Origin of the sequence: Sphingomonas sp. Leaf257 (assembly GCF_001422185.1) — a bacterium.
In the GTDB taxonomy this organism is placed as follows: domain Bacteria; phylum Pseudomonadota; class Alphaproteobacteria; order Sphingomonadales; family Sphingomonadaceae; genus Sphingomonas; species Sphingomonas yabuuchiae.
Genome location: NZ_LMMH01000001.1, coordinates 319,642 through 332,862 on the forward strand (window position 1 = coordinate 319,642; position 13,221 = coordinate 332,862).

10 protein-coding genes and 1 tRNA gene are annotated in these 13,221 nt (G+C 65.6%); 6 read left to right on the forward strand and 5 right to left on the reverse strand.

Features of this window, described 5'->3' with window-relative positions; translation table 11 throughout:
- Positions 1-112: 112 nt before the first annotated feature.
- Together parC and ASF14_RS01530 are read right to left on the reverse strand one after the other, a co-directional pair.
- Positions 113-2,365, reverse strand: coding sequence for a DNA topoisomerase IV subunit A (gene parC / locus ASF14_RS01525; RefSeq protein ID WP_056430525.1), 2,253 nt, complete (start codon positions 2,363-2,365; stop codon positions 113-115).
- A 133-nt stretch (positions 2,366-2,498) separates the two neighbouring features.
- Positions 2,499-2,888 (reverse strand): hypothetical protein, encoded by a 390-nt coding sequence (locus ASF14_RS01530; protein WP_056430528.1) that lies wholly within the window; start codon positions 2,886-2,888, stop codon positions 2,499-2,501.
- A 277-nt stretch (positions 2,889-3,165) separates the two neighbouring features.
- Between ASF14_RS01530 and purC the strand changes: the two genes are divergently transcribed.
- From purC to purQ, 3 genes are read left to right on the forward strand one after another with little or no spacing between them, the layout of a single operon-like run.
- Entirely contained in the window at positions 3,166-3,945 is a 780-nt protein-coding gene (gene purC, locus ASF14_RS01535) for a phosphoribosylaminoimidazolesuccinocarboxamide synthase (protein WP_007405170.1), read from the forward strand.
- Positions 3,945-4,175, forward strand: coding sequence for a phosphoribosylformylglycinamidine synthase subunit PurS (purS, locus tag ASF14_RS01540; protein ID WP_042486357.1), 231 nt, complete (start codon positions 3,945-3,947; stop codon positions 4,173-4,175). Before purC ends, purS begins: the two co-directional genes overlap by 1 nt.
- Positions 4,175-4,843, forward strand: a complete 669-nt coding sequence (purQ, locus tag ASF14_RS01545; RefSeq protein ID WP_056430531.1) for a phosphoribosylformylglycinamidine synthase subunit PurQ — start codon at positions 4,175-4,177, stop codon at positions 4,841-4,843. The genes purS and purQ overlap by 1 nt, the downstream gene beginning before the upstream one ends.
- Before the next feature lie 298 nt (positions 4,844-5,141).
- Here the strand turns inward: purQ and ASF14_RS01550 are convergent, their stop codons facing one another.
- Positions 5,142-5,876, reverse strand: coding sequence for a queuosine precursor transporter (locus ASF14_RS01550; protein ID WP_056431324.1), 735 nt, complete (start codon positions 5,874-5,876; stop codon positions 5,142-5,144).
- An 81-nt stretch (positions 5,877-5,957) separates the two neighbouring features.
- On the opposite strand from ASF14_RS01550, the gene ASF14_RS01555 reads away from it, so the two are divergent.
- Positions 5,958-6,034, forward strand: a tRNA-Arg gene (locus ASF14_RS01555).
- Between the two features lie 64 nt (positions 6,035-6,098).
- On the opposite strand, the gene ASF14_RS01560 is transcribed toward ASF14_RS01555, so the two are convergent.
- Positions 6,099-8,852 (reverse strand): TonB-dependent receptor, encoded by a 2,754-nt coding sequence (locus ASF14_RS01560; protein ID WP_056430534.1) that lies wholly within the window; start codon positions 8,850-8,852, stop codon positions 6,099-6,101.
- Positions 8,853-9,079: 227 nt separating this feature from the next.
- Between ASF14_RS01560 and ASF14_RS01565 the strand changes: the two genes are divergently transcribed.
- Both ASF14_RS01565 and ASF14_RS01570 read left to right on the forward strand, forming a co-directional pair.
- A complete protein-coding gene (locus ASF14_RS01565) occupies positions 9,080-11,008 on the forward strand; it encodes a BCCT family transporter (RefSeq protein WP_056430537.1) in 1,929 nt (642 codons plus the stop codon).
- 93 nt (positions 11,009-11,101) lie between these two features.
- Entirely contained in the window at positions 11,102-11,929 is an 828-nt protein-coding gene (locus tag ASF14_RS01570) for an undecaprenyl-diphosphate phosphatase (RefSeq protein ID WP_056430540.1), read from the forward strand.
- On the opposite strand, the gene ASF14_RS01575 is transcribed toward ASF14_RS01570, so the two are convergent.
- Positions 11,913-13,178, reverse strand: coding sequence for a spinster family MFS transporter (locus tag ASF14_RS01575; protein ID WP_443025742.1), 1,266 nt, complete (start codon positions 13,176-13,178; stop codon positions 11,913-11,915). The two genes, ASF14_RS01570 and ASF14_RS01575, sit on opposite strands and share 17 nt — an antisense overlap.
- Positions 13,179-13,221 lie beyond the last annotated feature (43 nt).

Sequence of the window (13,221 nt, forward strand, 5' to 3'; positions counted from 1 at the left end):
CCAAGAATTTTACGGTTAACGTCGTGTGGCAGAGTCCTCCGGCGTCACCGTTGGATCGACATGATCCGCGACTGATTTCGCCCTTTCCCGCAGGGAAGGATGTACGGGTGGCTCAATCGAACCGATTGTCGCGCGGGAAGCCGGTCGGCGGCATCCGCCCTGCCGCCCCGCGTGCGGTGCGCCAGGCCGACAGGTCGGATTCGGTCCGCACCCGCCCGGTATCGCCGCCCATCGGCCAGCTCAGCCCATCCTTGAAGACGAAGGTCGTCGCATCCGACAGCCCGCCGTCACGATAGCGCTGGAGCTGGACGCCGGTGCCGCGGGACAGCTCGACGAACTCGGTCAGCGGGAAGACCAGCAGCTTGCGGTTGTCGCCGATCGCCGCGACATAATCGTCCTCGGCCCCGACCGGACGCACGACCTTCAACAAGGACCCGGCGCGCGGGGTCAGCACGGTCTTTCCCTTTCGCGTCTCGGCAATGGTGTCGGCAGTCGGCACGATGAAGCCGCGCCCGTCCGACGCCGCGACCAGCAGCTTGGTCGCGCGGGCCGCCGGCAGGAAACCGACGATCCCGATCGATCCGTCGAGATCGATCATCGCGCGCACCGGCTCGCCAAATCCGCGCCCGCCGGGCAGCTTGTCCGCCGCCAGCGTGAAGAACCGCCCGTTCGCCGCCGCCAGCAACAACTTGTCGGTGGTCTGCGCATGAAAGGCAAAGGCCGGGCCGTCGCCTTCCTTGAACTTGGCGGTGTCGGCGGAGGCGAGGTCGACATGCCCCTTCATCGCGCGGATCCAGCCGCGCTGCGAGAGGATGACGGTGATCGGCTCGCGTTCGATCATCGCCTCCAGGGGAATGTCGCGAGTCGGCGCGGCTTCCTCGATCAGCGTGCGGCGCGCGCCCAAAGCGGTTTCGGGGCCATAGCGGTCGCGGATCTTGCCCAGATCCTTCTTCATCCGCGTCCGCTGACGCTGTTCGGAGCCGAGCAGCAGCGTCAGCTGCTCACGTTCCTTGTCGAGCTTGTCGCGCTCGCCGCGAATCTCGAACTCTTCCAGCCGCCGGAGCGAGCGGAGCCGCATGTTGAGGATCGCCTCGGCCTGCCGGTCGGTCAGGCGGAACTCTTCGATCATCACCGCCTTGGGCTCGTCCTCGGTGCGGATGATCTCGATGACCCGGTCGAGGTTGAGATAGGCGACCAGATAGCCATCGAGCAGCTCGATCCGGTCGGCGATCTTGCCCAGACGGTGTTCGGAGCGGCGGCGCAGCACGACGAACTGATGCTCGACCCAGGCGGCCAACGCCTCGCGCAAGCTCATGACGCGCGGGGTGCGATCCTTGTCCAGCACGTTGAGGTTCAGGCTGACCCGCGTCTCCAGGTCGGAGAAGCGGAACAGCCCGTCCATCAGCACCTGCGGATCGACGGTGCGCGCGCGCGGTTCGAGGACTATGCGAACCTGCGCATCCGATTCGTCACGCACATCGGCCAGGATCGGCAGCTTCTTGTCGTTGATCAGCGTCGCGATCTGTTCGATCAGCTTGCCCTTGGCGACGCCGTAGGGGATTTCGCTGATGACGATCTGCCAGCCGCCGCCCTTCTCGCGCTCGATCTCCCAGCGCGCGCGGACGCGGAAGCCGCCCCGCCCCGTCGTATAGCTTTCGCGCAATATGGCGGGCGCATCGACGACCATGCCGCCGGTCGGGAAGTCCGGCCCCTTGACCAGCGCCAGGATCGCATCGTCATCGGCGTCCGGCCGATCGACCAGCAGGATCGCGGCCTCCAGCAGTTCGGCGGCATTGTGCGGCGGGATGCTGGTCGCCATGCCGACCGCGATGCCGCTCGCGCCGTTCGCCAGCAGGTTCGGGAACAGGCCGGGGAACAGCTCCGGCTCCTGCTCCTCGCCATTATAGGTCGGGCGATAGGCGACGGCGTCCTCATCGAGCCCGTCCATCAGGTTGATCGCGACCTGGGTCAGCCGCGCTTCGGTATAGCGATAGGCGGCGGCATTATCGCCGTCGATATTGCCGAAATTGCCCTGCCCGTCGACCAGCGGATACCGCAGCGCGAAATCCTGCGCGAGGCGGACCATCGCGTCATAGACCGACTGGTCGCCATGCGGATGGTATTTACCGATGACGTCGCCGACGACGCGCGCGCACTTCTTATACCCCGAGGCCGGGTCGAGCTTCAGCAGCCGCATCGCCCAAAGCAGACGCCGGTGAACGGGCTTAAGGCCGTCGCGCACATCGGGCAACGAGCGCGCGGTGATCGTCGACAGCGCATAGACGAGATACCGCTCCGACAATGCGCTGTCGAAGGGCGCGTCCAGAATGCCGACGGGAGGATTGTCGCGGAGATCGATCGCCATGGAAGCCCAGCTTCTAGCAAGCCCGTGGGGCCGGGGCAATCGGGCGGATCAAATCGGGAACGATTACTAACGATACGGCAAAGCGGGCGCGACTCTCATCACGCCCGCTTCCTCTCCGGCAAATGGACCGGGGTCACGCCTGGCTCGCCTGCGCCTGGGTCACATCCTGCTGGAAGTGATCGCCCGCGGCCACGGTGCAGTTCTGGAAGGCCACGGGAGTGAAGGTCTCGACCCCGGCGATATCCTCATCGGTCTTCACCTTGCCATGTGGCCCACGCACCGGCTGGAAGGCGACGACTTCGGGACGGAAGGTCGCAAGGACATCCGCCGTATCGCGGCAGGCGACCGTGCGCTCCGTGTCACCGTTCTTCACCACCGCGACGGCCTCCATGCCATTGGCGAGCGGGATACGCGCCTGCTCCCAGATTTGCGGCTGGTGCGCCGCATGCATGGGGCGCGCCACGGCAGTTCCCGCCGTCAGCATCAGGGCTCCACCAACAACACCGATCATCAGCTTGTTCATGACTACCTCCTTTGCAAGCATAGCCAGAACCCGTGATCTATCCGATCGGTTTCCGTTACTTTCCACCTTAAAATTCTTTAATCCACCTTCCAAAATTTGTTCATCATGTATTGCGGATGACGGCGCCGTCATCCTTGGCGATACCGTCCATCAGGCCATGCCCATATGGTGCCCAACTCCATTGCGCCGCCGCGCCCCTTCCATTATAGGCGCGCCATCCCGCCTCGGGCCTCAGCATGGGGGCGCCGGGGCTGTACTCATTTCAGGGGACCGCCGCATGGCTCGCCGCCGCCAAATCTACGAAGGCAAGGCCAAGATCCTGTACGAGGGCCCCGAGCCCGGCACGCTGATCCAGTATTTCAAGGACGACGCCACCGCGTTCAATGCCCAGAAGAAGGGCACGATCAACGGCAAGGGCGTGCTGAACAACCGTATCTCCGAGCATGTCTTCACCATGCTCGACCATATCGGCGTTCCGACCCACTTTATCCGCCGCCTGAACATGCGCGAGCAGCTGATCCGTCAGGTCGAGATCGTGCCGATCGAGGTCGTGGTGCGCAACGTCGCGGCCGGCTCGCTCTCCAAGCGGCTGGGCATCGAAGAGGGCGTGAAGCTGCCCCGCACGATCATCGAATATTATTACAAGGACGATGCGCTGGGCGACCCGATGGTCACCGACGAGCATATCGCCTGCTTCGGCTGGGCCAGCCAGGAAGAGATGCACGACATCGCCGACCTGGCGATCCGCGTGAACGACTTCCTGTCGGGCATGTTCGCCGCGATCGGCATCCGCCTGGTCGACTTCAAGCTGGAATTCGGCCGCATCTGGGACAACGACTTCGGTCGCATCATCCTGGCCGACGAGATCAGCCCCGATGGCTGCCGCCTGTGGGACATGACCACCAACGAGAAGCTGGACAAGGACCGGTTCCGCCGGGATCTGGGCGGCGAGGTCGAGGCCTATCAGGAAGTGGCGCGCCGTCTGGGCCTGCTGCCCGAGGGGGGCGACACCGCCGTCCTCGATCTGGAAGAACACCGCAAGAGCCGGGGCAAGTAATGAAGCTGAAGATTTTCGTCACCCTGAAGCCCGGCGTGCTCGACCCGCAGGGCAAGGCGATTCACCATGCGCTGGAGAGCCTGGGCTTTGCGGGCGTCAATGACGTGCGCGCAGGCAAGCTGATCGAGCTGGAAGTCGCCGACGCGACGACCGACGCGCAGATCGACGAGATGTGCCGCCAGCTGCTCGCCAACACCGTGATCGAGAATTACCGGGTGGAGCGCGCCTGATGAAGACCGCCGTGATCGTCTTTCCGGGCTCGAACTGCGACCGCGACCTCGCCGTCGCGCTGGAGGCGGTGACGGGCGTCAAGCCGGCCATGGTCTGGCACGGCGACAGCGAACTGCCCGAGGGGCTGGGGCTGATCGGCGTGCCGGGCGGCTTCTCGTATGGCGACTATCTCCGCTGCGGCGCGATCGCGGCCCGTTCGCCGATCATGCGCGCGGTGGTGGAGTCGGCGAACAAGGGCACGCCGGTGTTCGGCGTGTGCAACGGCTTCCAGGTGCTGGCCGAGACCGGCCTGCTGCCCGGCGCGCTGATGCGCAACCGCTCGCTCAACTTCGTGTGCCGCGACGTGAACCTGGAGGTGGCGAACACCGACAGCGCCTTCACCCGCCTGTACGAACAGGGCGAGACGATCCGCATCCCAGTCGCGCATCATGACGGCAACTACTTCGCCGATGCCGACACGCTCGACCGCCTGGAAGGCGAAGGCCGCGTGGCCTTCCGCTATGCCGAGGACGTCAACGGCTCGGCCCGCAACATCGCGGGCGTGCTGAACGAGAAGCGCAACGTGCTGGGCATGATGCCCCACCCCGAGCGCCGCATCGAAGCCGCGCACGGCGGCGACCATGGCCGCCGCTTGTTCGAAGGCCTGCTGGAGATGGTGGGGGCCTGACCCCATCCCCGTTCAGCCCGAATGACGTCGAAGGCCACGGGATGGCATTTGGAAAGGGGAAGCGAGGCAACTCGCTTCCCCTTTTTTATTCACGTGAAGCCGCGAAGAAGATGTTGGTTCGCGCGGAGGCGCGGAGAACGCGGAGGTGTCCGGCCTCGCGGAAACCTTATCCCTTCTACCGCGCCCGGTGGCAGACATAGGCCGGCTGCCGCCGGATACGACACCTCTGCGTTCTCCGCGCCTCTGCGCAAACCAATCTCAAACCCTTTGCGTCATCGCGTCTTCGCGTGAACCCAACTCAAACCCGCGCCCGAAACGGCGTGAAGTCCGTGCCCTCGTCGAACACATCCACCCCCTCGGCCCGTTTCAGCCAGCCGACGATCAGATAGGTCACCGGCGTCAGCAGCACTTCCCAGCCCACCTTCAGCGCCCATTGCGTGAACAGCACCACGACCACCAGATGCGTCGTCCAGCCTTCGGCTCCCCAAAAGGCCAGCGGATAGAAGATCAGGCTGTCCACCCCCTGCCCCACCAGCGTCGAGCCGATGGTGCGTGACCAGAGGTGCCGCCCGCCGGTCCACAGCTTCATCCGCGCCATCACATAGGCATTGACGAACTCGCCCGCCCAGAAGGCGCAGACGCTGGCCAGCACGATGCGCGGCACCTGGCCGAAGATCACCTCATAGGCGGCCTGATTGGTCCAGGTCGGTGCCGGGGGAAGCGCCACGACGACAAAGCTCATGAACGCCATGAACAACACCGCCGCCGTCCCCGCCCAGATCACCCGCCGCGCGCGGGCATAGCCATAGACCTCGGTCAGCACGTCGCCGATGACATAGCTCAGCGGAAAGAACAGGATGCCCGCCCCGAACGGCCACTGCCCGACCAGCGGCAATTCGATGACCGCCACCTTGCCCGCGCCGATGACGTTGGACAGCAACAGGATGGTCACGAACGCGGCCATGACGAAGTCGAACCAGCGAAACGCGCCGCGTTCCATGTCGCGGTCCGCCACCACCCGTTCCACGCCCATACCGATCCCTTTCACCGTGAGCGGCGACATTTATCGCCATTCCCAACCCACGCAAACCACGCTAGGGACACCGCCATCCGCGCGTCCGTAGCTCAGTTGGATAGAGCAAGGAGCTTCTACCTCCTCGGTCGGGGGTTCGAATCCCTCCGGGCGCGCCAATCATCCATCACTGGACGAACCCTGGCGGGAGAGCGTCACGCGCGCCCTCCCCCCGGATGGCCGTCACCAGCGCGTGCGCAGCGTCATGCCATAGGTGCGCGGTTCGGCCAGATAGGATCCGAACAGCGTATTGGCGGTCGCATAGGTCGGCGCGCCGAAACGCTGGACCTGCGACAGGCTGCCGGAACCCTGGAAGGGCATGTTGAAGGCGACCTGCTGATAGTTGGTGTTGAGGATGTTCTGGCCCCAGAATTCCAGCGCCCAGCGCTGGTCCTTGCCGTGCAGGCCGATGCGCGCATTCATCAGGAAGAAGCCGTCCTGCTTCTTTTCGACGAACAGGTCGGAGCCGGTATTATAGTCGCTGGTCATGCGGCCATCGATATAGAACAACGCCGTCAGCCCGGTCCCGGCGATCGGCGGCGTCCAGCTGGCCGAGCTGGTCACGACATGGCGCGGCGCGTTCGACATCATGCTGCCGGGCAGCAGGAACAGCGCGTTGCTGAGCGGCTCGCCCGCGTCGCTGCCGACCAGGTTGCGGGCATAGTTGGTATGGGCATAGGTATAGCCCAGATTGAAGGTGACGTCGCGCGTCGGGTACATGCCCGCTTCCAGCTCGATCCCTTGCGTCACCACACCGGCCTTCACCTTGCCGGTGCAGCGCCCCGTATTGGGCGAGTCGTCGCGGTCGGCCCCGCCCAGGTCGCTGCCGCACGCGCTGATATTCTGGACGATATAGCCGGTGCCGTTGAAGGTGTTCAGCTGGAAGTTCTTGAACTCCGAGCGGAAGGCGGCGGCGTTCAGCGTGAAGGTGCGCGAGGTGAACTTCACGCCCAGCTCATAGGCGTTCACCGTTTCGGGGTCGAAGCGCAAATTGGTGACCGACGCCGCCGTCGGCGTCCCGAACACGTTCGGGGTCAGGTCCGACCGCTCCAGATTATAGCCGCCCGCCTTGTAGCCGCGCGCATAGGAGCCATAGACCAGCGTGCTGGCCACCGGCTTCCACGACACCACGGCAGTGCCGGTGAACTGCCCCTCGCTGATCGAGTCGGACAGCGGCAGCCCGGTCAGCGCGGACGAGGAATTGCCGTTGCAGCTCAACGTCACGATGCCCCCGGCCAGATTGGCCAATGTCGGATTGCCGCTCAGCAGGAACGGATGAAGCGCGGCCTGCTGCAACGGACAAGCGGTGTTGTTGTTCTCGAAGCTCGCGCGCAGCCTCTTGCGTTCGTTGGTGTAGCGAAGGCCGCCGGTCAGGCTCAGCGTGTCAGTCACACGGAAGATATTGTGGGTGAAGAAGGCATAGTTGGTGCTGGTCTGGTCATAGAGATCGCGCAGCGAGCCGACATTGTTGATCCTGCTCAGCCGGTCGATCGTTCCGACCAGCGTCGGCCCCAATGCACCGGTCAGGACGGCACGCCCCGCCGCGCTGAGACAGCCCGGATTGGCGGGGTTCTGCAACGCCGCCGTCGGGTTGATCGTCGCGACGACGCGGCAGGCGGAAAAGGCGCCATATTGCGAGCCGAAGGTCAGATTGTCCGACACCTGAAGGTCTTCATGCGCGAAATAGCCGCCGACCAGCCAGTCGAGCCGGTTGTTCAGGATCGAGCCGCTGAGCCGTGTTTCCTGGGTGAAGGTCTTGAACTGGCGATAGGCCAGGCCGTTATTCGGGCGATCGATGATGTCGACATTGCTATAGTCGACATCGCCCGCCCCGCCCGCCTTATATTCGCGATAGGCGGAGATGGAGATCAGCTGGACCTTGCCGATGTCCCAGCCGACGCGGGCCGACACGCCATAATCCTCGGTCACGTTGGAATAGGCGTGGCCCGGCGTCTGCGCGATCCGGCGGTTATAGGGATCGCCCGCGCTGGGCAGGACGCCGCCCAGGCTGCGCAGGATGTTGACGATGCGGTTCTGCGGGGCGATCGCCGCATCGCCCGGCACGCCCGGCGTCGGATCGACCTTCTCGCGCGTGTCGATATAGACCGCGCCGCAGCACTTCTCGTCGCGGTGCGTATAGTCGCCGATCAGGCGGATCGAGAAATCGTCCGTCGGCTTCCAGAATAGCTGGCCACGCACGAACGCACGTTTGCGGTCGTTATAGTCGGTCTGGTTGACGACGTCGTACAGAAAGCCGTCGCGCTTGTTGTAGACGCCGTCGATCCGGAAGGCGAGCGTGTCGCCGATGACCGGACCGGTCACGCCGCCTGCGACGCGCACGGCATCGTAATTGCCGTAGCTGACCTCGCCATAGCCGCCATATTTGAAGGCGGGATATTTGGTGTAGATGCTGATCGCACCCGCCGAGGAATTGCGCCCCGACAGCGTGCCCTGCGGCCCGCGCAACACCTCGATACGCTCGACCTCGCCCAGATCGTTGAGGCCCGAGCCGGTGCGGCTGCGATAGACGCCGTCGATGAAGACCGCGACCGAGCTTTCCAGGCCGGGATTGTCGCCCACCGTGCCGATGCCGCGAATCCGCGCCGTGGCATTCGCCTCCGAGCCGGTCGAGCTGACCAGCAGCGAGGGCGCCAACTGGGTCATCTGGCGGATATCGGTCGCGCCCGAATTCTGCAGCGCGACGGTGCCATAGGCGCTGACCGCGATCGGCACGCTGGACAGCCGTTGCGAGCGGCGGGTGGCGGTGACGACGATATCCCCGTTATTCGGCGACTCGGCCTGGGGCTTCTTCTCGTCCGGCTTGTCCTTCGGCGCGGGCGCGGATGCCACCCCGCGCAAACCCTGGGCCGAAGCCGTTCCCGTTCCCGTTACCGCCAACGCCGCCGTCGATGCCAGCAGCAGCCCCCATAGTCGCATGACGTACTCCCCAGAATCTTATGTCGTTGATCCAGGGCATAACGGAACAATCATACCGGTCGGTTAAGCCGGACGCCGATACAGGGACTTACGACCATTTCGACCGTTATTATGGCTGTCTCCCCACCCTCTTCTCCCGGTCGCCGCACGCTGTGGCCCGATCCCGGGCCGTGCCTGCTTCGGGCCGCCCATTCGCCATTCCGGCCCACCAATGCTAACCCATTAATATGATGAAGAGTGAAATCAACCCGCGCGTCTTCTGGGGCGCCTCCGGGATCATCGCGCTGCTGCTGGTGACGACTTTGGCCATGCCGGGCACCGCCGATGCCGCGTTCAAGGCGGCGCAGGCCTGGGCGATCGACACGTTCGGCTGGTTCTATATCTCGGCGGTCGCGGCGTTCCTGGTCGTGGTGCTGGCCTTGGGCTTCGGCCCTGCGGGCAAGCTGAAGCTGGGGCCGGACGATGCCGAGCCGGACTTTCCCTATCTGTCGTGGCTGGCCATGTTGTTCGCGGCGGGCATGGGTATCGGCCTGATGTATTTCGCGGTCGCCGAGCCGATCCAGCATTATATCTCGCCACCCGAAGCGCCCAGCGGCACCATCCTGGCCGCGCGCGAGGCGATGGCGATCACCTTCCACCATTACGGCGTCCATGCCTGGGCCATCTATGCGCTGGTTGGCATGAGTCTGGCCTATTTCACCTATCGCAAGGACATGCCGCTGACCCTGCGGTCGGGCCTGTCGCCGATCCTGGGCAAAAGGATCAACGGCCCGCTGGGCGATGCGATCGACATCTTCGCGGTGTGCGGCACGGTGTTCGGCGTCTCGACCTCATTGGGCTTCGGCGTGTCGCAGATGACGGCGGGGCTGAATTACGAATATGGCGTGCCCGACACGCTGACCGTCAAGATCGCGGTCATCGTGCTGGTGATGGGCGCGGCCACCCTGTCGGTGCTGAGCGGCGCGGATCGGGGCATTCGCCGCCTGTCCGAGCTGAACCTGGTGCTCGCCGTCCTGCTGATGCTGTTCGTGATGGCGGTCGGACCGACCCTGTTCCTGCTGCGCGCGCTGGTCCAGAATTTCGGCTTGTATCTCGATCATTTCGTGAAGCGCACCTTCACCCTCTATGCCTATGAGCCGCGCGCCTGGATGGCGGACTGGACGCTGTTCTATTGGGCGTGGTGGATCGCCTGGTCGCCCTTCGTCGGCATGTTCATCGCCCGCATCTCGCGCGGACGGACGATCCGGGAGTTCGTGATCGGCGTGCTGTTCGTGCCGACCGCCTTCACCTTCCTGTGGATGACGGTGTTCGGCAACACCGCGATCTCGCTGGATCTCGGCGGTGCGCATGGCGGGATCGCGGACGCGGTGCAGGCGAATTTGTCGACCGCCTTGTTCAAGTTCCTCGAATATCTGCCCGCCGCCAGCGTCACCTCGACGCTCGCCATCGTCCTGGTCGGTTTCTTCTTCGTGACCTCGGCCGATTCCGGCGCTTTGGTCATCGACACGCTGGCCTCGGGCGGCACCGAGGAGACGCCCCGCTGGCAGCGTATGTACTGGTGCGTGCTGCTGGGCACCACGGCGACGCTATTGCTGGTCGCGGGCGGATTGGGCGCGTTGCAGTCGGCGACCCTGCTGGCCGCCCTGCCCTTCTGCTTCATCATGCTGTTGCTCGCGGTGGGGCTGGTGCGCCAGACCAATGCCGATCTGGCGGGGGTGACGTTGCCCGGTGACGGCCCGGCGATCAGCGAGCGGATCAAGCGGTTGATCGTGCCCGCCCGCCGCACCGACATCCTGGCGCAACTTCAAGCGCAGGGCGAACCGGCGCTGCAATCGGTCAAGGAGGCGCTGGAGGCCGAAGGCTGGACCGCCAGCCAGCTGGACAGCGCGGAGGACAAGGTCGAACTCACGATCACCGCGCGCGACGGTCGCCCGTTCGTCTATCGCCTGTCCCCCCGCTCGCGCCCGCTGCCCGCCTATACCGCGCTGGAGGCGCCCGAGCGTCGCCGCAGCCTCGCCTGGATGCTGGCCGCGCAGACCAATGGCGAAACGGGTTTCCGCGACCTGACCGGCTTTACCGTCGGGCAGATCGCGAACGATGTGCTGACCCAGCTGGAGCGCTGGCGGCTGGCCGAGGCGCCTCGCAAGGACGGCTGATCCGGCGGAATGACGGGCCGCGCGACTTTCGGGGTGCCCCCTGATCGTCCCCCGGCCTATGGCGGGCACCGCACATAAAGGTTCGTACTCATAATGATTTGGTTGGAAGCGCTGTTCCTGGGCCTGTTGCAGGGCATCACCGAGTTCCTGCCGGTATCGTCGAGCGCGCATCTGCGCATCGCGGGCGCCCTGCTCCCCTCCGGGAACGATCCCGGCGCGGCCTTCACCGCCATCACCCAGATCGGCACCGAAGCGGCGGTGCTGCTCTATTTCCGCAAGGATATCTGGCGCATCGCCATGGCCTGGCTGGGTTCGGTGATCCGCCGTCCCGCCACCCTGTCACCCGACGCGCGCATGGGCTGGCTGGTGATCCTCGGCACCATGCCGATCGCGGTCCTCGGCCTGTTGTTCAAGCATCAGATCGAAGGGGGACTGCGCGACCTGCGCATCACCGCGACGATGCTGATCGTCTTTGCGCTGGTGCTGGGCGCGGCCGACAGGATCGGGGCGAAGCGCAAGCCGCTGGAGCGGCTGGGATGGCGCGACGGCCTGATCCTGGGCTTTGCGCAGGCAATGGCGCTGGTCCCCGGCGTGTCGCGCTCCGGCGGGACGATCAGCGCGGGCCTGTTGCTGGGTTACACGCGCGAGGCGGCGGCGCGTTACTCGTTCTTGCTGGCGATCCCGGCGGTGCTGGCGTCGGGCCTGTTCGAACTGGCCGATAGCTGGGGACGGTTCGGGACGTTCGGACCGGGGCCGACCTTGCTCGCCACCCTGATCGCCTTTGTCAGCGGTTACGGCGTGATCGTCGTCTTCCTGCGGCTGGTATCGACGCGCGGCTATCTACCCTTCGTGATCTATCGCATCGTTGCGGGTGCGACGGTCTTCGCGATGCTCGCCTGGAACGTCATTCCGGCGCGGTGAGCGGCTCCACCCAGTCGCGGCGCAGATGCGGGCCCGCCAGCCCGACCAGCAGCGCCGCGACCGCGTAAAGGCTGAGGCCACCCAGCATCGCATGGCGCAACGCGTCGCTGCCATAGAGCGGGATCAGCGCGTCGGACAGCGCCCCCAGCGCATAGATGCCGCCGCCCAGCCCGATCAGATTGTTGATCAGCAGGAAGAGCGCGGCGGCCGTCGCGCGTTCGGGCGGCGCCACCAGATGCTGCACCGCCGACAGCACCGGCCCCAGCCACGCATAGGACAGCGCCTGGGGCAGCAGGAACAGCGCAAAGGCGATGCGCACATCCCCGCCATGCATGCCGCCCGCGAACAGCGGAATGCTGATCAGATAGGCGATGGCGGGGACATAGCCGAACCACGCCCGATCCCGCGCGCCCAGCCGGTCGGCCAGCCAGCCGCCCGCCACGATGCCGCCCACACCCCCGATCAGCAGCAGCCCCGCCAGGAAATGCGAGGTCGCGATCAGGTCCAGCCCGAAGCTGCGTCGCATCAGGCTGGGCAACCAGAAGGCCAAGCCATAGCCGATCATCGAGCCGCTCGCCGCGCCAAAGGACAACAGCCAGAAGGACGGCTTGCCCGCCAGGGTGCGCGCGACCGTGGCGAAGGCGGGCTTGCTCGCCACCGGGGCAGCCCTGGGCTTGTCGCGAACGATCAGCCGGACCAGCGGCGCGATCAGCATCCCGGCCAGCCCGACCGCGATGAAGGCCGTCCGCCAGTCGATCCGCGCGGCAATATAGCCGCCCGCCAGCACACCGGCCGCCGATCCCAGCGGAATCCCCAGCGAATAGACGGAAAGCGCCAGCGCACGGCGACGCGGCGGGAAATACTCGCTGATGATCGCATAGGACGGCGCAACGCCCCCCGCCTCACCGATGCCGACGCCCAGCCGCGCGAGGAATATCTGCCAGAAGCCGGTCGCCAGCCCGCACAGCGCGGTAAAGCCGCTCCACAGCATCAGCGAGCCCGTGACGACCCGGCTCCGGCTCGTCCGGTCGGCCAGCCACGCCAGCGGCACGCCCAGCGTCGAATAGAGCAGGGCGAAGGCGATCCCGCCGAGCAGCCCCAATTGCCGGTCGCTCAGCCCCAACTCCTGCTGGATCGGCGCGGCGAGGATCGCGAGGATCTGCCGGTCGACGAAGTTGAAGATATAGACGACCAGCAGCATCGCCAGCACAAGCCGAGGGCGGGTGGATTGGGTTATGATCGGCATCATTGCATTCCTCCCCTTGTAGGGGAGGGGGACCATGCGCAGCATG

Bases quoted from the DNA above. Each gene is read 5' to 3' on its own strand.
- ASF14_RS01530 (WP_056430528.1), bottom strand. From the start codon at position 2,888: ATGAACAAGCTGATGATCGGTGTTGTTGGTGGAGCCCTGATGCTGACG.
- purQ (WP_056430531.1), top strand. From the start codon at position 4,175: ATGAAGACCGCCGTGATCGTCTTTCCGGGCTCGAACTGCGACCGCGAC.
- ASF14_RS01550 (WP_056431324.1), bottom strand. From the start codon at position 5,876: ATGGGCGTGGAACGGGTGGTGGCGGACCGCGACATGGAACGCGGCGCG.
- parC (WP_056430525.1), bottom strand. From the start codon at position 2,365: ATGGCGATCGATCTCCGCGACAATCCTCCCGTCGGCATTCTGGACGCG.
- ASF14_RS01560 (WP_056430534.1), bottom strand. From the start codon at position 8,852: ATGCGACTATGGGGGCTGCTGCTGGCATCGACGGCGGCGTTGGCGGTA.
- ASF14_RS01575 (WP_443025742.1), bottom strand. From the start codon at position 13,178: ATGATGCCGATCATAACCCAATCCACCCGCCCTCGGCTTGTGCTGGCG.
- purC (WP_007405170.1), top strand. From the start codon at position 3,166: ATGGCTCGCCGCCGCCAAATCTACGAAGGCAAGGCCAAGATCCTGTAC.
- ASF14_RS01565 (WP_056430537.1), top strand. From the start codon at position 9,080: ATGATGAAGAGTGAAATCAACCCGCGCGTCTTCTGGGGCGCCTCCGGG.
- ASF14_RS01570 (WP_056430540.1), top strand. From the start codon at position 11,102: ATGATTTGGTTGGAAGCGCTGTTCCTGGGCCTGTTGCAGGGCATCACC.
- purS (WP_042486357.1), top strand. From the start codon at position 3,945: ATGAAGCTGAAGATTTTCGTCACCCTGAAGCCCGGCGTGCTCGACCCG.